This window comes from Pseudomonas spirodelae (assembly GCF_034653255.1).
GTDB classification, from domain to species: domain Bacteria; phylum Pseudomonadota; class Gammaproteobacteria; order Pseudomonadales; family Pseudomonadaceae; genus Aquipseudomonas; species Aquipseudomonas spirodelae.
This window is the reverse complement of record NZ_JAYEET010000008.1, coordinates 34,721-53,968: the sequence shown is the minus strand read 5'-3', so window position 1 is coordinate 53,968 and position 19,248 is coordinate 34,721. Positions and strand designations below refer to the sequence as shown.

Below are 19,248 nucleotides of genomic sequence, written 5' to 3'. Positions count from 1 at the left end.
AACTTCGATCTGCTGAGCGCAACATCTGTTGGATTAACAACAGTGTCTAGCTCGCTGGATCGAAGGCAGGTTTAAGACGGCCTTCGGCCTGGAAACAGGCTAGCGTCTATACATAAGCAAACCCGCAGCTGCGAGGCTGCGGGTTTTGCCGTTTTCCGTACTCTCGAATGCAGGTTCGACCCATGCATGACAAGCAACTGTCCACCGAAGAACTGATTGCCCAGGATGTGGGTGCGCGCACCCCTCTGGGGGCCATGGCCCAGGTGATCACTGGCCTGGCCCTGCTCTGGTCGCTGTTTCAACTGTGGATCGCCTCGCCGCTGCCGTTCATCTTCGGCATTGGCGTGTTCAACGACACCGAAACCCGCTCTATCCACCTAGCGTTTGCCTTGCTTCTGGCCTTCCTCGCCTACCCGGCGTTCCAGAAGTCGCCGCGCGACCGTGTTCCGCTGTTGGATATCGCCTTGGGCCTGGTCGCTGCCGCCAGCGCCGCCTACCTGTTTATTTTCTACCAGCAGCTGGCCTTGCGCCCCGGCAGCCTGACCACGGCGGACATGCTGACGGCCTGTATTGGCATACCCCTGCTGCTGGAAGCCACGCGCCGGGTGCTTGGCCCACCGCTGGCCATCATTGCTTTGCTGTTCCTCATCTACAGCCTGGCCGGGCCCTATATGCCGGGGCTGTTGGCGCACCGTGGGGTTAGCCTCAATGCGTTGGCCAACCACCAGTGGATCACCACCGAAGGGGTGTTTGGCATTGCCCTTGGGGTGTCCACCAGCTTCGTCTTCCTCTTTGTTCTGTTTGGCGCACTGCTGGATCGCGCCGGTGCCGGGCATTACTTTATTCAGCTGGCCTTCAGCATGCTCGGGCACTTCCGTGGTGGCCCGGCCAAAGCAGCCGTGGTCGCCTCCGGTTTGACTGGGCTGATCTCCGGCTCGTCGATTGCCAACGTGGTGACCACCGGCACCTTCACCATCCCGATGATGAAGCGCACCGGCTTCTCGGCCGAGAAGGCCGGGGCCGTGGAAGTGGCCTCGTCGGTCAACGGCCAGATCATGCCGCCGGTGATGGGTGCGGCGGCCTTTTTGATGGTCGAATACATCGGCATGCCCTATGTCGAGATCATCAAGCACGCGTTCCTGCCGGCGGCGATCTCCTACATCGCGCTGCTGTATATCGTCCACCTGGAGTCGCTCAAACTCGGCCTGCAGCCCATTGGCGGCCATCAGCCCAAGCCGTGGTTACGCCGTCTAACCGGCTTTGCCTTCGGCGCTGCTCTGATCAGCGGTTTATCGTTGGCGGTGTACTACGGCCTCGGCTGGCTCAAGCCGGCATTGGGCGATTTCGCCTTGCCGGGCATCGGCGCGCTGCTGGCGCTGGTCTATCTCGGCTTGCTGAAAATCGCCGCCAGCGTGCCGGTGTTGCCTACCGAAGACCCCGACGCGCCGCTCGACAAACTGCCGCAAACGCGCGCCGTACTGCTGTCCGGTTTGCACTTTTTGCTGCCGGTGGTGGTGTTGGTCTGGTGCCTGATGATCGAGCGCTTGTCCCCAGGCTTGTCGGCGTTCTGGGGCAGCGTAATGCTGGTAATCATCCTGCTCACTCAGCGCCCGCTGTTGACCTGGCTACGCACCGACGGCACGCATGCTCACGGTTCGTTTATGGATGGCGTGATCGACCTGCGTGAAGGCCTGATTGCCGGTGCGCGCAATATGATCGGTATCGGTATTGCCACCGCGGCGGCGGGGATGATCGTCGGTGCGGTCTCGCAAACCGGGGTTGGTCTGGTCCTGGCCGATCTGGTCGAGCTACTGTCGATGGGCAACCTGCTGCTGATGCTGGTGCTCACCGCCATTTTCAGCCTGGTGCTGGGCATGGGCTTGCCGACCACCGCCAACTACATCGTGGTGTCCAGCCTGCTGGTGCCAGTGATCGTTACCCTCGGCCAGCAGAATGGCCTGATCGTGCCGCTGATTGCCGTGCACCTGTTCGTCTTCTACTTCGGCATCATGGCCGACGTCACGCCGCCGGTGGGCTTGGCCTCGTTCGCGGCGGCGGCGGTGTCCAAGGGCGACCCGATCAAGACCGGCATTGCGGCGTTCTATTACAGCCTGCGCACGGCGATCTTGCCGTTCCTGTTTATCTTCAACACCGACCTGTTGCTGATCGACGTGGACTTTTGGCACGGCGTGCTGATCTTCATCATCGCCACTGTGGCGATGCTGATCTTCGCCGCCGGCAGCCAGGGCTTCTTCCTGGTGCGCAGCCGCTGGTATGAGAACGTCATGCTGCTGCTGGTGGCTTTCACCCTGTTCCGCCCAGGCTTCTGGATGGACATCGTGCACGACCCTTATCGCGACATTCCGCCGGCACAACTGGCTCAAGCCCTTGGCGATGTTGAAGCAGGTAGCCAGCTGCGTTTACGCATCAAGGGTGAGGATGCCGTAGGTGATGCGCGCGAGTTCAGCCTATTGCTACCTGTGCCTGAGGGTGCCAGCGGTGATGAGCGTCTGCAGAAGCTAGGCTTACTGACTTACGAGGACGGCGACAAGGTGCTGGTCGACAGCGTGACCTTCGCCAGCCCCGCCGCCGAAGCCGGCCTGCAGTTCGACCAGCAGATCCTCAAGGTCCGTGCGCCTACCCAGCGTATGACCAAAGAGCTGATGTGGATCCCCGGCTTCCTGTTGTTTGCCTTGGTGGTCTGGTTACAGCGCCGCCGTCGTAAGTTAGAAGCTTAAGCTGCGGTTTGGTCGTGGTTAACAACAAAGGCAGCTTCGGCTGCCTTTGTTGCTTTTGGTTTACTCCGCCGCCAGCTCTGCGCGATTGCGGCCGTTGTTCTTGGCTTGGTAGAGCGCGGCGTCGGCACGTCTCAGCATGTCTTCGGCGGTGCTCGCGGGGCCAGGCCGCACGGCCACCACCCCGACACTCACCGTCACATAACCAATGGGCGAGCTGGCATGCGGCAGAGCGAGATCGGCCACCGCCTGCACGACTCGCTGCGCCACATGCAGTGCATCCTGGGCGTCGCTCATGGGGCTGATAAAGACGAATTCCTCACCACCAAAACGCGCCACCACGTCGCTGCTGCGACTCAGGCTGGCCGCGAGCGCCTGAGCGACTTCGCGCAGGCAGGTATCGCCAGCCAGATGGCCATAGTGATCGTTGTAGTCCTTAAAGTGGTCCACATCCAGCATGCCCAGAGCCAGTGGCTGGCCCAGGCGCTTGGCGCGTTGCCATTCCTGCTGCAGGAGCATGTCGAAGTGCCGACGGTTGGCGATCCCTGTCAGGCTGTCGGTCAGGCTTAATGCCTCAAGCTTGCTATTGAGAACCTGCAGTTCATCGGTGCGTTGCACCACTCTCTGCTCCAATTCGCGCTCGGAGATTTTCAGGCTGTCCACCAGCTGTTGCTGGGCGTGCAGCAGTTCTACCTGCACCCTGGCCTTTTCTTTACGCATCACGTTGAGGCGATCAGCCAGAGCAAAGGCCAGCAACAGCATCTCCATGGTCGAGCCCAGCTGAACTCCGTCCACGGTAAAGGCGTTGGTTGGCACTATTCCTAACGCTCTGAGCAAGGTCATGGCGCCGCCGAAGATGAGCAGTACAAAGGCACCAAGAAAGAAATAGGCACTGCGCTGGCGCTTGTAGGCACACATCAGCACCACGACCAAGATCAACGCTGCGCAGGACAGGTAGAGCAGGATTGTCATGCGAGCGACCGCCGGCAACGCCAGCGCAAATGCCAGCGGCGATAGCAGGAATAGTACAACCAGGCCCTGCAGCAGCCGATCCATCCTCGGCATGAGGCGGTGCGTCTCCAGCATGTGCCGCATAAACAGCAGCAGAGAACTGACGGTCAGCGAGGCACCCGAGTAGTAGGCCACATTGGAATGAAGGTTAAGCCCATTCCCGAACCATGGCGGGATCATGCCGTTCTTGATCGCCAGGGTGCATGCCGTGCAGGTCACGAAAGTGATGTAGAACAGGTAGATGCGTTCGCGTAATGCAATAAACAGCATCAGGTTGAAAAGAATCATGGCGCTGGCCATGCCGAAGTACCACGCCTGTGCCACGTAGTCGTCACGCTCGTAGTCATGAAAGGCTTTAGGCGTCCAGAGTTGTAGGGGCACCAGCAGGCCAACAGTGGACTCCAGTCGTAGGTAGATCACCTGCTTACTCTGGGCCGGCAGGCTCAAGGGAAAGACGAAGTTACGATTGGGGTAGATCCGTGTGTCAAATGGGGTGTCACAGCCGGTACGGACCGACCGGTAGTGGCCATGTGCGTTAGGCAGGTATGTCTCGACGTAGGAAATGCGCGGGTTGTCGACCACCAGCATGCGCTCCAGTGGCGCATTACTGCTGTTGCCCAAGGTTATGCGTAACCAGTAAGCCGAGCGGGTAAAGCCGAGCGCCAATGCTGCAGTGGGCGGCATTTCGCCGATGAAGCGGGCTGCGTTCACCGGCGATTGTACGTCCGCCAGGCTTAGGCGGCGCTGCGGGTCTTCCAGCAACTCGACGGCCGTGGTCAGCGACAGCGCTGCGTTCGGCATGCGGGTTACATCCAGCACTTGTGCCAGGGCACCAGTCGGGATAGCCAGCAGCGCGATAAGCAGTAGACGCCAGCCAGCTAAAAGTGGCCGATAACGAGGCTTATGCATGCGAACTATCCTTTAGTGTTCAATCAGCAACTGAGGTGCCGAAGGCTGCAACGTCAGCGCAGTCTACAAGAGGGGCGCGATTGCGCACACCTTCCATACTCCGCGAGGACTGGCCTATTCCTCCACATGCAGCGCCCCCGTTTCGCCACTCTCCAGTACCACATAAGCGCTGGCGCAGAATAGCGAGTTGAGGCGTTTCATATCGGCGATCAGTTCCATGTGCAGGCCGCTGGTTTCGATGCTTTGCACCACTTGGTGGTGCAGGCGCCCGACATGTGCGTGGGCCAGGCGGCGCTCCTGGGCGCGGAAGCGGCGTTTTTCGCGCAGCAGCTGGCGGGCACTTTCCTTGTCGCCGGAAAGAAATACCGAAAGGCCCAGACGTAGGTTGGCCGTGAGTTGCTGATGCAGGCTGGTCAGCTCTTCCAGGCCGCTGTCGGAGAAGGCGTGGCGCTGGGCGGTTTTCTGATCCTGCACTTTACCGAGCATGCGCTCGATGATGTCGCCGGCCTGTTCCAGGTTGACCGCCAGTTCGATGATTTCCGCCCAGCGTCGACTGTCGTGCTCGCTTAAGCCGTCACGCGATACCTGGGCTAGGTAGAGTTTGACCGCGCTGTAGAGTGCATCGACGTCATCATCGAGGCTACGCAACTCCTTGCTCCGTGCGGTTTGCCTACCCTGCAGCACTTCCAGCAGATGGCTGAGCATGGTCTCGATCAGGTCGCCGATACGCAGGGTTTCGCGTACCGCATTGGCCAGGGCCAGACTCGGTGTCGACAGCGCGGTGGGGTCGAGGTGGCGCGGGCGGGCCACGCCACTTTCATCCGGGCGATCCGGTAGTAGCCAGTTGCAGAAGCGTGCCATTAGCCCGACGCTGGGCAGCATCAGCAGGCAGCGCAGGCTGTTGTAGAGCACATGAAAGCCGATCACCAGTTCTTCGGGGCGCCAGTTCAGGCTGTCCAGCCAGTTGGCCAAGGGGTCGAGGAAGGGCATGACCAGTAGCAGGCCGATCAGCTTGTACAGCAGGCTGCCGAGTGCTACCCGCCGCCCGGCTGGGGTCTGCAGGCTGCTGGTGAGAAAGGCCAGTATGCCGCTGCCGATGTTTGCGCCGATTACCAGGCCGATGGCCACCGGCAGGCTGATCAGCCCTGCGCCGGTGAGCATGGCCGTGAGCAGCACGGCGGCCAGGCTGGAATAGGAGATCAGCGCAAACAGCGCGCCGACCAGGGCATCCAGCAGCAGGTCGCCGGTCAGCGAAGCAAACAGCACGCGGATGCCTTGTTCCTGAGTGATCGGTGTGGCGGCCGCGACGATCAGCTCCAGCGCCAGCAGCATCAGGCCCAAGCCAATACCAACGCGGCCGAGCTGGCCGGCGCGAGTCTGCTTGCGCGAGAGAAAGAAGATCACTCCGAGGAAGATCAGCAGCGGGCTCAGCCAGCTCAGGTCGAAGGTCAGCACCCGCGCCATTAACGCGGTGCCGACATCCGCGCCGAGCATGATCGCCAGCGCCGGGGTCAGCGCCATCAACCCCTGGGATACGAAGGAGGTGACCAGCAGCGCGGTGGCGTTGCTGCTCTGCACCAGCGCGGTCACGCCAATGCCCGCGGCAAAGGCCATGGGCCGTTTGCTGACGTTATGGCTGAGCACTTTGCGCAGGTGCGAGCCATACACGCGCAGGATGCCGGTGCGGACGATATGGGTGCCCCAGATCAGCAGGGCGATGGCGGAAAGCAGGTTGAGCAGCGTCAGCATGGTGGCCGTCTCTTACGCGCCTTGTTGGCGCTTGTTATGTGCTCAGTACGTGATGGCGGCGTTGTACGGGCTATGAGTCGTTTTATTGAGCCGCGTCAGGCGTCGCGCATCACCTTGAGTTCGTTGTCTTCGGCAGAGAAGCCGCGCTGCAGTTTTACCTTGAGGCCCAGGTCGGTGCGTGAGTCAGCAAACTTGAGCGCTTCGGCCAGGGTGATGCGGCCCGCTTCGAGCAGTAGGTAGAGGTGTTGATCGAAGGTCTGCAGGCCCTGTTCTTGCCCGCGGGCGGTGGCTTCGCGCAGGTCACTGAGCTGGTCGCGTTGGATCAGGTCGCGGATATAGGGGGTGCCCAGCAGCATTTCGATTGCCGCTACGCGCTTTTGCTGCAAGCCCGGCACCAAGCGCTGACCCACTATCGCTAAGAGGTTCTGCGCCAGGTCGGCCAGCACCTGTTTGCGGGCATCATCGGGGAAAAACCGCACAATGCGTTCGATTGCATGGCTGCTGCTGGTGGCGTGCAAGGTGGCAATGCACAGGTGGCCGGTTTCGGCGTAATGCAGCGCATGCTGCATGGTCGCGGCGTCGCGAATTTCACCGAGCATGATTACGTCAGGTGCTTCGCGCAGGACGTTGCGCAGCGCATCCGCAAAGCTGTGAGTATCCAGGCCGATTTCGCGCTGATCGATGATCGACAGCTGGTGCGCGTGAAGAAACTCGATGGGGTCTTCAATGCAGACGATATGCCCACCCTTATGGCGGTTACGAAAATCCAGCATGGCCGCCAGGGTGGTCGATTTACCCGAACCGGCCGCGCCCACCACGAGAATCAAACCGCGGTCCTGCATGCTGAGTTTTTCCAGCAGGCGCGGTAGGCCGAGCGCTTCAAAATTGGGGATGTTGCTCTTAATTGAGCGTACAACCATGGCGACCTGGCCGCGCTGATAATAAACGTTGACCCGAAAGCGCCCTGCATTCTGCACGCCGACCGCTAGGTTCATCTCCAGGTCACGTTCAAACTCCATGATCTGTTTTTGGTTCATCAGCTGATAGGCCAGCTGCTGCACTTCGCCCTGTTTGAGCACGCGCTGATCGAATGCCTGGCTGGTGCCTTCGAGTTTCAGGTGGGCCGGCGCGCCGACACTAAAAAACATATCTGAACCGCCGCGCTCATGCAGCGCTTGCAAGTAAAGGAATACATCCAGTTCGGCGGTTTCTAAGGTATGGCTCATCACTACGTCTCGTCGTTTGCACTGATGCCTGAGCAGTCACGGTATGACTACGGCTGTCCCTGTACCCTAGCACTTTGCTCATGCCGAGAGGCTGATGGGTATGCCTAATCTGTCCCGGTTGATGCTCTGCAAATCTTCTGAGAACTGACCGTCCGCGTGTTCGTCACGCCGGCAAGCGCGGCGTTTATTTAGGCGTGATGGTGCTGGCGCGGGATAAGGCGCTCGCTTGAGGCCGAGTAGGCAACGCCAGCTGCACCGCCACTGCCGGCGCTGTTGCAGCGAGGCGAATGGCGGCCTTGGCGTTACCTAAGATGGCAGCGCCGCGCCCGGCGTTTAGCCGGCGCGTTGAGTGCCCCAGAACTGGTCGGCCAGAAATTGCAGGCGTTCGGCCAGTTCAGCGAATTGTTGGGCGCTGTTACGGCTCTGCTGGCTGGCCGTAACGCTGACTTCGTTGGCCTCGCGAATGGTGCAGAGGTTGCGCTGAATGTCGTCGCCCACGGCACTTTGTTCCTCGACGGCCGCGGCAATCTGGATGCTCATGTCACTGATTTGTGCCACTCGCTGGTTGATCCCGTCCAGCGCCTGACTCGCTTGCATGGCCTGTTCGACACTGCTGTGCGCCTGCGCCTGGCTGCGCTCCATCATCACCACAGCATCACGTGTGCCCTGTTGCAGGGCCTGGATGATGCCGTGAATTTTGGCCGTGGATTGTTGGGTGCGCTGCGCCAGCCCGCGGACTTCGTCGGCGACCACCGCAAAACCGCGCCCTGCCTCACCGGCGCGCGCGGCCTCGATGGCAGCGTTGAGTGCGAGCAAATTGGTTTGCTCGGCGATGCCCTGAATCACGTCGAGCACCTGATTGATGTCCTGGCTGTGCAGCTCCAACTGCTGGATCACCGTATGGCCTTGCAAGACTTCTGCGGCCAATGAACTGATTTGCTGGCGCGTTTGCTCAACCAACTGCAAGCCACTGCTGGTTTCCAGATCAGCTGCGCTGGCCGCACTGGCGCTGAGTTGTGCATGGCGCGCCACTTCTTGCACGCTGGTGGCCATCTGGCCAATGGCGCTGGCCACCTGCTCGGTTTCTGATTGCTGCTGCAAGCTGGCCTGGTTGCTGCAATCCACGGCGATGGCCATTTCGCCGGCTTCCTGGCTGAGCTGGCGCGCCGAGTCGGCAATACGCCCGACCACCGCGCCGGCCTCGGCTTTGAGGCTGTGCAAGGCAAACGCGATCTGCCCGAATTCGTCGCGCCGGCCGCTATACACCCACCGGCTCAGGGGGGTATCAGCCACAGCCTGCGCCTCCTGATGCAGCTGCCGTAATGGCCGCAGGGTCAGTTTCACGCCCAGCGCCAGCACACCCGCCAGGCCAACGCCGGCGCTGATGGCGGCCAGCCACGGCAGGCTATCGCTGATACCCAGCAGGGCCGCACTGCCCAGCACCGGCAGGGCCGTTAGCAGGCTCAGGCGGTTGTCCAGGGCCATGCGTGGCGCGCGCAGTTGTGCAGGCTTTTCGCCGGCATTGAGCTGGGCGTACAGCGCCTCGGCACGGGCAATGCGCTCCGGTGTCGTGCGGGTGCGCACTGACTGGTATTCCACCGTCTGGCCGTTACGCAACACGGGCGTGGCATAGGCGCTGACCCAGTAATGGTCGCCATTCTTACAGCGGTTTTTCACCAGGCCCATCCAGGCTTTCCCCGCTTTCAGGGTTTGCCAGAGGTGTCCGAACGCCGCGGGCGGCATATCAGGGTGGCGCACCATATTGTGGTTATGGCCGTATAGGTCTTCTTCGTTAAAGCCGCTGATGGCGATGAAGTCCGGGTTGATGTAGCTGACCGCACCTTTCAGGTCGGTGGTGGAGAGGATGTTGGCGTTGGCGGGGACATCGATTTCACGCTGGCTGACGGGCAGATTTATTTTCATTGTTCTGTCGGCTCTTCAAGTGATGCGCGGGAGGTGCATGTGGGGCGCGGTTCATCAGGGGGGGTGATGAACTGCTGGTGTAGCTCTGCAGCTGATAAGGGGCGGCTGAACCAGTAGCCCTGGGCCATGTGGCAGCCTTGGGCGCGCAGAAAATCCAGGTGTTCCGCGCGTTCAACTCCTTCGGCCACCACCTCTAAACCCAGGCTCTGGCCAAGGCCGATAATCGCCGGGCTGATCGCCGTTAATTCGGCATTCTGTGAGGCACCGCTGATAAAGCTTCTATCGACTTTAAGAATGTGCAGCGGAAAGCGCTTGAGGTAACCGAGGGAGGAATAACCGGTGCCGAAGTCATCCAGCGCCAGCCGTACACCGAGAGTGGCGAGGGCGCGCAGGGTAATCAGGGTGGCAGTGCTGTCTTCCAGCAACTGGCTTTCGGTGATTTCCAGGATCAGGTCGCTGGCGGCCAAGCCGCTGTCGCGGAGGATTTCACTGAGCCGCTCGACAAAGTTTTCCTGCAGCAGCTGGCGGCTGGAGAGGTTCACCGCGCAATGCAGATGCGGCTGCCCGGCCAGTTGCCAGGCGCGCACCTGACGGCAGGCCTGGCTGAGCACCCAGTCACCGACGCGGATAATCTGCCCGGAGTCTTCCAGTGAGGTAATGAACTCCAGCGGTGGGACCAGGGTGCTGCCGCGCTGCCAACGCAGCAAGGCCTCGACGCCGACGAAGCGCGTGCCCTGTGCTTCGATGCGCAGGATGGGTTGGTAGTGCAGCACAAACTCGTCGCGCTCCAGCGCCTGGCCCAGTGCACTTTCCAGCTCCAACTGATAGTGCGCACTGACCTGTAGCGCCTCACTGAAGCGGGCGAATTGCGCCTTGCCGGCCTGCTTGGCCTGATATAAAGCGAGGTCGGCGGCCTGCAAGGCATCCTGCGAGGCGTCACTGGGCTGCAAGGCGGTGATGCCGATACTGGCGCTGACCACCAGGGTTTGCCCGGCCAGGTGCAACGGCAGGCTTAGGCTGTCGAGCATACGTTGAGCGACCTGCTCGGCATCCTCGGCACAGGCTAAATCGGTGAGCAGAACGACAAACTCGTCACCGCCAAACCGGCACAGGTGATCGCCAGGGCGCAGGCAATGGGCGAGACGGCGGCTGATCTCGATCAGCACCTGATCACCACAGTGATGGCCAAGGCTGTCGTTGATCAGCTTGAAGCGATCCAGGTCAATAAACAGCAGGGCGGCTTCCCGAGCGCCGCTGTGGCTCAGCTGCTGCAAGGCTTGCGGCAGCAGTTCATCGAGGCGTAGGCGATTGCCTAATCCAGTTAATGGGTCATGGCGGGCGGCATGTTGTAGCTGTTCTTCGATGGCCTTGCGTGCGCTGATATCGCTTTGTGAGCCGGCCATGCGTTGCTGGCCGCTGGCGTCTGTCTCGACCACACCACGGGCCTGTACCCAGAGGTAGTCGCCCGTGCTACTGCGCATACGGTACTCGTGATTCAGTTGCGCGTTTCTGCCATTGCAATGGGCTTCGATGGCTTGGCGTAGACCGGGCAAGTCTTCCGGATGAACGCGGTTAAACCAGCTGGCGCTGCTTTCGCCCAGGCTGTCGTGATCCAGGCCGAGCATGGCCGCCCAGCGGGTTGAGACATACAGGCGGTCGTGCCCCAGGTGCCAGTCCCAGATGCCGTCGTTGGCCCCGCGTAAGGCCCGGGCAAAGCGCGCTTCGCTGTCTTCCAGGGCCTTGCGCTGCGCGGCGCTGTAAGTGTCGATGGCCAGGGTCATGTCGAAGAACACGGCCTTGAGCAGGCTGGCGAATAGCGCTTGATTGGGGTGCGCATCAAACAGTTGGGCAAGTATTTCATCGAGGTACAGCCGGTAACCGGCCAAGTACCATTTGAGTTCGATCCCGGCCATCTGATGGATCAGGCCAATACGCAGACGGCTGTCTACGTAATCGGCGTTGTATGGGCCGCGCCACAGCCGTTGGTAATAGGCCTGCTGGCTGTGTTTGAGGCGCTGCTGGGTGACCGGGTCGCTGATTACCCCGGCCGCCCCAGGAAAACCCTCCAGATGTTGATAAAGCCGATCGGTAAACGTCTGTTGGGCGGTGTTCATGTTATCGGCAGCGGCATTCAGGCAAGCGGCGTCACTGCTCTGCCAGTTCAGCAGGTTGCAGCGTTGCTGAATCTCCTGACGGTTGAGTCCGATACGCCTTATCAGCTCGTTGAGTGCGGTAGCTGAGCCCATGTTCCTTCCCTGTTGTTGTTTTCTTCAGGCATAAAAAAAGCGCCGAGCACCATATTCGTGATGAACATGGCGCTTCGGCGCTTCGTCTTGCAGGCCCTGTGTCCTGCCCGGCAAAGCCGGTCTCCGCCGTGGCGGAACCTACTGGGTCAACAGTTCTACCTTATTCCCCATCGTCTGACAATTCATCGAGCAGTCGTTCCAGGCGCCTGCGTAATTCAGCCAGCTCGCGGGATTTAAACGCATGACGGGTGCGTATCAGCGTCTCCACCGCATCGAGCAAGGCACCGTGCGCGCGGCCTTCTGGGCCTAGCGGTGCGTGGTCGAGCCAGCGGCACAAGGGCGCTTTGCTGCAGTCATCAGGGCTGCAGATGACCTCTCCAGCAACCGCCTGATTATCCAGCCACTCACGCAGTGGCCCACTCAGCGAAGCGTCTGTGCAGATGATCCGGTGCATGGGGGCTGAGATATTCATAAGTGATGGCACTTTAGTCTCAGGCATGGGTAAAACCATTGATCTGGATCAAGTACGGCCGTGCCATGCGGATACCTGCCGAGGCGGTGGATGAGCTGCTAACCTAGCGCCCTCGACAGCCTGCCGGTTACCCGATGCTCAGCCTCTACCACGCCCCCGACCTTGAAACCCTTGGCGCCCTGGCCACGACGTTGTTGGCCACGCCAATGCACGATCCGTTTGCCCCGGCCTTGGTCGTGGTACCGAGCCAGGGCATGGGCCGCTGGCTGACCCTGGAGCTGGCGCGCAAGCAAGGCATCGCCATGCAGTTGGAAGTACAACTGCCGGCCAAGTTTGTCTGGGATATGTCGCGTCTGTGTCTGGGCCAGCTGCCGGAGCAATCGGCCTTCAGCCCCAGCAGTTTGAGTTGGCGCCTGTATGACTGGCTGTGCGAGCCCGAGCAGCTGGCGCAAGCACCGCGTTTGGCGCACTACCTGGAGGGAGGCGATGAACGCCGGCGGCTGTCGCTTGCCGTCAAGATAGCCGACGTATTGGACCAATACCTGCTGTATCGCGACGATTGGCTGGCCGCCTGGGAGCGCAATGAACTGCTTGACCTCGGCGCGGATGAAGCCTGGCAGGCGCTGCTCTGGCGTGAGCTGACCAAAGATGGCCACCCGCACCGTGCGCGCCTGCTCGAAGACTTGCTCGCCCGCTTGTACGACGCCACTCCGATCAACGACCTGCCCGAGCGCGTGCTGGTGTTTGGCATCAGCAGCTTGCCGCCGCACCATATGCGCGTGCTGGAAGGTTTGGCGCGGCACACCGAAGTGGTGATCTTCGCCCTCAATCCCTGCCGCGAGGCCTGGGGCGAGATACGCGATATCCGCGAGTTGGCACGGCAGCCGCAAAGCGCAGCGGCTAACCAGGAGCTGAGTCCGGATGACTGGTATTTGGATGTCGGCCATCCGCTATTGGCGAGTCTGGGCAAGCAGGGCCGCGACTTCTTCGACAGTCTGTTTAGCCTGGCCTCCAGCGAAGGCAGTCAGGAAGTCGGCCTGTACTCCGAGGACGCTGACCTGATTGATGGCAGCCTGCTGCAAGCGCTGCAGAACGACATCCTGCGCCTGCATACCCGGCAGCCGGATGAGCGCCTGCAACTGCGCGACGACGACCGTTCGCTGGAGCTGCACATCGCTCACTCGCCGCTGCGCGAAGTGGAAATTCTGCATGACCAACTGCTCGCCCGCTTTGCTGCCGAACCTGAGCTGACCCCCGATCAAGTGGTGGTGCTGACCCCGGATATCGAGCGTTATGCGCCCTATATCGAAGCGGTGTTCGCCCCGCGTGAAGGCGTGCCGCGCGTGCCGTTCAGCCTGGCCGACCGTAGCCTGCGCGCGGAAATCCCGCTGATCGAGGCCTTCCTCAGCCTGCTGGCGCTGCCGGACAGCCGCTTTACCGCCGAAGACGTACTGACCCTGCTGGAGCAGCCCGCCGTCGCCCGCCGTGCCGGGATCGAAGCCGAAGACCTCAGTCTGCTGCGCGACTGGTTGCGTGAGGCGGGTGTGCGTTGGGGCCGCGATGACGCGCACCGCGAACAACTGGGCTTGCCGGCCGATGCCGCGTTTACCTGGCGACAAGGGCTGGATCGGTTGCTGCTGGGCTTTGCCGCGCCGCCACAGTTGGCCGGATTGGCTGCGCCCTTGCTCGGCACCAGCTGGCCGCTGGATGCGCTGGAAGGTGCTCGCGCGCAATTGCTCGGGCGCTTGGCTGGGTTTGTCGAGCGCTTGGCCGCGTTGGCGCAGAGCCTGCAACGGCCACGTGCCTTGGGCGAGTGGGCCGAGTCGCTGCAAGTTTTGATCGACCAGCTGTTTGATGAGCGGGAAGCCGGCGACACCTTATTGCTGTTGTCCAAGGCCTGCGCCGCCTTGCAGGAGCAGGCCACGGCCTCCGGCGTCGAGCGGCCGATTGAGCTGGCGCTGATTCGTCAGCAACTGACGGCGGCGTTGGAGCAGGGCAGCGCGGCGTCGGGCTTTCTTACCGGCGCGGTGACCTTCTGCACCATGGTGCCGATGCGCAGCCTGCCGTTCCGCTTGGTCTGCCTGCTCGGCCTGGATGACGGCGCGCTGCCGCGGCGTACCCCCGCTGCCGGCTTCGACCTGATCGGGCAGAAACCGCGGCGTGGCGACCGCGCCCGCCGCTTGGATGACCGCTACCTGCTGCTGGAAACCCTGCTCTCGGCCCGTGGCGGCCTGTACCTCAGCTATGTCGGCCGCGACCCGCGCAGCAATGCCGAGCTGCCGCCCTCGGTGCTGGTCAGCGAGTTGCTCGATGTGGTCGACCTCACTGCCGTCGCTGCCAGCGGCCCGGCCAGCGCCCGCATCACCCATCAGCACCCGCTGCAGCCCTTCGCCCCCGGTAACTTCGCCGGCGACCGCCATGCCGGTTTTGCCGCGCCCTGGTTTCATGCGGCGCAGCGCCTGAGTCAGGCGGTGGAAAGTGCCGCGCCGTTTGCCAGTGTATTGGCGCCCCCCGATCAAGACGGGCGGTGCGGTGCGGCGCTGAGCATCGAGCCGAGCCAACTGATCCATTGCTTCAAACACCCGGCGCGCTACCTGTTGGAACAGCGTCTCGGCCTGCGCCTGGCGCAAACCGAAGAAGCCCTGGCCGGTGATGAGCCGTTCAGCGTCGAGTGGACCAGTCAGCATGGCTTGCGCCAGTTGGCGTTGCAGGCCGTCGAGCGTGGCTGGAGCGAGCGCCAGGAGCGCGCGGTGGCTGCGGCATCCGGTTGGCTGCCGGTGGGTGAGCTTGGCCAGGCGCACTGGGGGCAGATTCGCGGGCCGATCCGCGCCTTTGCGCCAACCCTGTTCGACGAGCGCCCGGACGATGCCGCACAGCCGTTGCTGGTGGATCTCGAACTGGCCGGCGTGCGCATTCACGGCTGGCTGGATGGGGTGACCAGTGAGGGCTTATTCGATTACCGCCTGCGCGACCTCGGCGCGTGGGAGCTGGCCCCGTTCTGGCTGCGTCACCTGCTGCTCAACTGCGCCGCGACGCCGGGCATCAGCCGCGAGAGCCGCTTGCTGTCGCCAAAACGCGAATGGCGGCTGGGGCCGCTGGCGGCTCCTCTGCAACTGCTGGAGCCCTGGCTCGAAGCCTACAAAAGTGCGCTGTGCGAACCGCTGCCGCTGTTAGCCAAATGCAGCTATGGCTTTGCCACCAAATGGCGCAAACCCGGGCGCAAAGAGCCGATTGACGCCGCCCGCAGCGAGGCGCGGGTGATGTGGCAAGGCAACGACTACATGACCGGCGAAGGCCAAGACCCCTGGAATGCCCTGGCCTTCCGCGACCGCGAGCCGCTGGATGAACGCTTTGAAGCGCTCGCCGAACAGCTCTACGGCCCGGCGCTGGACGCCCTGCAAGGCAGTGACGAGGACGAGGCATGAGTGGCGCAGCGTTAGACCTATTGCACGACAGCTTCAGCGGCCGCTCGCTGATCGAGGCCAGCGCCGGCACCGGCAAGACCTGGACTCTGACCGCGCTGTACGCCCGTCTGCTGCTGGAAAAGCAGCTCAGCGTCAGCCAGATTCTGGTGGTGACCTTTACCACCGCCGCCACCGCTGAACTGCGCGAGCGCATCCGCAAACGCTTGGCCGAACTGCTGGCGGTGTATGACAACGGCCCTGTCGATGACGCGCTGCTTAACGCGCTGCATGCGCAGTACCCGGACGCCGCCAGCCATCGGCGGCTGCTGTTGGCGGTGCACGGTTTTGATGAGGCGGCGATTTTCACCATCCACGGCTTTTGTCAGCGCGCCTTGCAGGATGCCGCGTTCGAGGCCGGTGGCGACTTCGATAACGAGCTGACCCACGACGACCGCGAGATTATCGACGCGCTGCTCGCCGACCTCTGGCGGCATGAGCTGGCGGTGGCCGAGCCAGAGTGGGCGGCGTTTCTGGTGCAGCAGAAAATCACCCCGCAAAGCCTGCGTCAGCGCTTGCGCAATCACCTCGGTAAACCCTACCTGCGCATCGAGCCGCAGCCGGGCACGCACAGCGACATGGCTGCCCTGCGCGCCGCCTGGCAACAGGCGCAGCGTCTCTGGCAGGGCGAAAGTGCGGCTTGGCTGGAGCAGCTAAAAGCCTTCGACGGCTTCAAGAGCAATATGTGCAACCCGGCCAAGCTGGGTGTTTGGCAGACCGAGCTGGACGGTTATTTCAGCGATGCCGCCGCGCTGTTCAGCAAAACCGAAGCACACCGCCGCCTGGCCCGCGAGGGGCTGAACAAGGCTAGCAAGAAGGGCTGCGAAGCGCCGACCAATCCGCTGGCTGCTGCGTTGCAAGAGCTGTGTGATGCCCTGGATGCTGCGCAGCCAGAAGCAGAACAACGCCTGATCGACCTGCAAGTCCACCTGATCGGCCAGCTCAACGAACAACTGCCCGCGCGCAAGGCGGCGCAGCGTCTGTTGGCCTTCGATGACCTGCTCAACAAATTGCAGCAGGCGTTACAGGGCGAGGGCGGTGAGCACTTGGCGAGCACCCTGCGCACGCAATACCCAGTGGCACTGATCGACGAGTTTCAGGACACCGATCCGGTGCAGTACCGGGTGTTCCATCGCATCTATCAAGACGCCGGCGACCTGTGTTTTGTCGGTGACCCTAAACAAGCGATTTACGCGTTTCGCGGCGCTGATCTGGCGACCTATCTGCAAGCGCGCAGCGAGGCGGCGCGGCAATACAGCCTGACCACCAACCACCGCTCGACGCCGCAGCTGATTGCTTCACTCAATCAACTGTTCGACCGGCCCATGCCGTTCGCCGAGCCCGGCCTGGATTATCAGCAGGTCGGGGCCAGCGACAAGGCGCGTGCGCAGTTGGTGTTGCCGCCGGTTGAGGGCGAGCAGGACGCACCGCTGGCGCTGGTCTGGCTGGATGACGAACACTTGGGCAAGGGCCAGGCGGGCGCGCTGGTCGCCACCGATACGGCGCGGCGCATCGCTGCCGTGTTGGCCGCCAGCAGTCAGGGCGAGGCGTACTTTGCTCAAGGCGACACGCGCACGCCGATCAAAGGCGGCGATATTGCCGTGCTGGTCGCCAGTCACCGTCAGGCCGGCGAAGTTGCCGCAGAGCTGGCTGCCCGTGGCGTGCCCAGCGTGCGTCGCGGTAAAGAAAACGTCTGGCACAGCGAGGAGGCGGCTGAGCTCGGCGCCGTACTGGCCGCTTACGCCGAGCCGGGCCGTGAAGGCGCATTGCGCTATGCCCTGGCCAGCCGTTTGCTCGGTCGCAGCGCCGCCGACCTGGCCGCCTGCACCGAGGATGCGCAAGTCTGGGACGCCGAGCGCGAAGCGGCCGAGCGCTATCTCCAGCTGTGGCAGCAACAAGGCTTTATGCGCGCTTTCCGTGCCTGGCTGGATGAGCAGAAAGTCGCCCAGCGGCTGCTGGCGCTGGTCGACGGTGAGCGGCGCTTGACCAACCTGCTGCATCTGGCCGAGTTGCTGCAAACCGAGAGCCTGCAACGCCCCGGTCTGGAGCAATTGCTTACGTGGTTCAGCGCCCAGCGCAGTGCCGAAGCCCATGGCGAGGACGCCCTGCTGCGTCTGGAAAGCGATGCCGAGCGGGTGCAGATCGTCACCATCCACACCTCCAAGGGGCTGGAATACCCGTTGGTGTTCTGCCCTTACCTGTGGGACGGCGCGTTGCTGCGTCAGCATGAAGACATCAGCTGCCACGCCGACGACGGCACGCCGTTGCTCGACCTCGGCAGCGAACAGCTCGACACGCACCGCGAGCGGGCCCGCCATGAACGCTTCGCCGAGAAGTTACGTCTGACCTACGTGGCCCTCACCCGTGCCCGTGATCGCCTGTGGTTGCACTGGGGGCCGGTGGACTGCAAACCTAGAAAGGACGGCACCCTCGGCGACAGCGGCCTGCACAGCAGCGCCCTGGCCTGGTTGCTGCACGGTCGGCAATTGCCGGGTGACGATGCCCTGGCCGAGCTAGCCGGGCATTTGCAAACGCTCAGCTCGCAAGGGCTGCGTGCGGAAATTGAACAGTTGGTTGGCAGCAGTCATGGCCATATGAGCCTGCAGCCGCTGCGTCACGCCGAAGCCAGTGCCGCCGGTGAACAGCGCGCGCCGGCTCCGCAGCAGCTCTCCACCTTGCAACGCAGCCTGCACAGCGCCTGGCGCGTCGGCAGCTTCTCCGGCCTGGCTGCCGGCATGCACATGGAAGCACCGGACCGCGATGGCTTGGTGATGCCCGATGCCAGCGAGCCGGGCAGCGGATTTTTCGCCTTCCCCCGTGGCGCGCGGGCCGGCACCTGCCTGCACGCCATTCTGGAAGACTGGGCGCGCGGCAAGGCCTCATTGGCGGACTTGATTGAGCCAGGCCTGAGCGGTCATGGCATCAGCACTGACTGGAGCGCAGTGGCGCTGGAACAACTGCAACAGGTGGTCGACTGCGATCTCGATGGCCAAGGCCTGACCTTGAGCGGGCTAAACCCTGTGCGCCGCCTGCCCGAACTGGGCTTTACCTTCCCGGTTGCCGGCCTGGATATGCAGCGCCTGCGGGCGATCCTCAGTGATCCGGCCCACGGCCTCCCGACGCCGATGCGCGACGCGGCGGCGCGTTTGGAATTCGACAGCCTCAAGGGTTTTCTCAAAGGCTTTATCGACCTGACCTTCGAGCACGACGGCCGCTGGTATATCGCCGACTACAAGTCTAACTGGCTCGGCCCGGATGCCAGCTACTACGGTGGCGACCGCCTGCTGCAAGCCCTGGCCGCCGAACATTACTACCTGCAATACCTGATCTACCTGGTGGCGCTGCGGCGCTTCCTGCGTCAGCGCCTAGACGACTTCCACAACGAGCAACTGGGCGGTGCCTACTACCTGTTTCTGCGCGGCATGCCGAGCGCCGGGGTGTACTTCTCGCGGCCCAGCGATGGGCTGTTGGATGCGTTGGATACGTTGTTCGCGGAGGGTAAATGATGGCTGTTTG

The 19,248-nt window shown here is 62.6% G+C and carries 8 protein-coding genes and 2 pseudogenes; 3 read left to right on the top strand and 7 right to left on the bottom strand.

Going from position 1 to position 19,248, the window contains the following annotated elements:
* Window positions 1–182: 182 nt before the first annotated feature.
* Window positions 183–2,738 carry a TRAP transporter permease gene (locus SOP97_RS03015; RefSeq protein ID WP_322948185.1) on the top strand — a complete coding sequence of 852 codons (2,556 nt, stop codon included), beginning with the start codon at window positions 183–185 and terminating at the stop codon, window positions 2,736–2,738.
* Between the two features lie 60 nt (window positions 2,739–2,798).
* On the opposite strand, the gene SOP97_RS03010 is transcribed toward SOP97_RS03015, so the two are convergent.
* From SOP97_RS03010 to SOP97_RS02985, 7 genes and pseudogenes are all read right to left on the bottom strand, one after another.
* On the bottom strand, window positions 2,799–4,655 hold the full coding sequence (locus tag SOP97_RS03010) for a sensor domain-containing diguanylate cyclase (RefSeq protein ID WP_274087361.1): 1,857 nt from the start codon (window positions 4,653–4,655) through the stop codon (window positions 2,799–2,801).
* Window positions 4,656–4,769: 114 nt separating this feature from the next.
* A complete protein-coding gene (locus SOP97_RS03005) occupies window positions 4,770–6,404 on the bottom strand; it encodes a Na/Pi cotransporter family protein (protein ID WP_274087360.1) in 1,635 nt (544 codons plus the stop codon).
* A 95-nt stretch (window positions 6,405–6,499) separates the two neighbouring features.
* Window positions 6,500–7,630 (bottom strand): PilT/PilU family type 4a pilus ATPase, encoded by a 1,131-nt coding sequence (locus SOP97_RS03000; RefSeq protein WP_274087359.1) that lies wholly within the window; start codon window positions 7,628–7,630, stop codon window positions 6,500–6,502.
* A gap of 333 nt (window positions 7,631–7,963) precedes the next feature.
* Window positions 7,964–8,569, bottom strand: a pseudogene (locus SOP97_RS20270) (methyl-accepting chemotaxis protein); the annotation flags it as partial.
* A 285-nt stretch (window positions 8,570–8,854) separates the two neighbouring features.
* Window positions 8,855–9,553: pseudogene (locus SOP97_RS20265) on the bottom strand (PAS domain-containing protein); the annotation flags it as partial.
* Window positions 9,550–11,799 carry an EAL domain-containing protein gene (locus SOP97_RS02990; protein WP_322948183.1) on the bottom strand — a complete coding sequence of 750 codons (2,250 nt, stop codon included), beginning with the start codon at window positions 11,797–11,799 and terminating at the stop codon, window positions 9,550–9,552. The pseudogene SOP97_RS20265 and the gene SOP97_RS02990, both read right to left, overlap by 4 nt.
* A gap of 160 nt (window positions 11,800–11,959) precedes the next feature.
* Window positions 11,960–12,271, bottom strand: coding sequence for a hypothetical protein (locus SOP97_RS02985; protein WP_322948182.1), 312 nt, complete (start codon window positions 12,269–12,271; stop codon window positions 11,960–11,962).
* Between the two features lie 134 nt (window positions 12,272–12,405).
* On the opposite strand from SOP97_RS02985, the gene recC reads away from it, so the two are divergent.
* Together recC and recB are read left to right on the top strand one after the other, a co-directional pair.
* On the top strand, window positions 12,406–15,696 hold the full coding sequence (gene recC / locus SOP97_RS02980; protein WP_322948181.1) for an exodeoxyribonuclease V subunit gamma: 3,291 nt from the start codon (window positions 12,406–12,408) through the stop codon (window positions 15,694–15,696).
* Complete coding sequence (recB, locus tag SOP97_RS02975; protein WP_274087354.1) at window positions 15,693–19,238, top strand: exodeoxyribonuclease V subunit beta; 3,546 nt, start codon at window positions 15,693–15,695, stop codon at window positions 19,236–19,238. The genes recC and recB overlap by 4 nt, the downstream gene beginning before the upstream one ends.
* Window positions 19,239–19,248 lie beyond the last annotated feature (10 nt).

Bases quoted from the DNA above. Each gene is read 5' to 3' on its own strand.
- SOP97_RS03000 (WP_274087359.1), bottom strand. From the start codon at position 7,630: ATGAGCCATACCTTAGAAACCGCCGAACTGGATGTATTCCTTTACTTG.
- SOP97_RS02985 (WP_322948182.1), bottom strand. From the start codon at position 12,271: ATGAATATCTCAGCCCCCATGCACCGGATCATCTGCACAGACGCTTCG.
- SOP97_RS03015 (WP_322948185.1), top strand. From the start codon at position 183: ATGCATGACAAGCAACTGTCCACCGAAGAACTGATTGCCCAGGATGTG.
- SOP97_RS03010 (WP_274087361.1), bottom strand. From the start codon at position 4,655: ATGCATAAGCCTCGTTATCGGCCACTTTTAGCTGGCTGGCGTCTACTG.
- recB (WP_274087354.1), top strand. From the start codon at position 15,693: ATGAGTGGCGCAGCGTTAGACCTATTGCACGACAGCTTCAGCGGCCGC.
- recC (WP_322948181.1), top strand. From the start codon at position 12,406: ATGCTCAGCCTCTACCACGCCCCCGACCTTGAAACCCTTGGCGCCCTG.
- SOP97_RS02990 (WP_322948183.1), bottom strand. From the start codon at position 11,799: ATGGGCTCAGCTACCGCACTCAACGAGCTGATAAGGCGTATCGGACTC.
- SOP97_RS03005 (WP_274087360.1), bottom strand. From the start codon at position 6,404: ATGCTGACGCTGCTCAACCTGCTTTCCGCCATCGCCCTGCTGATCTGG.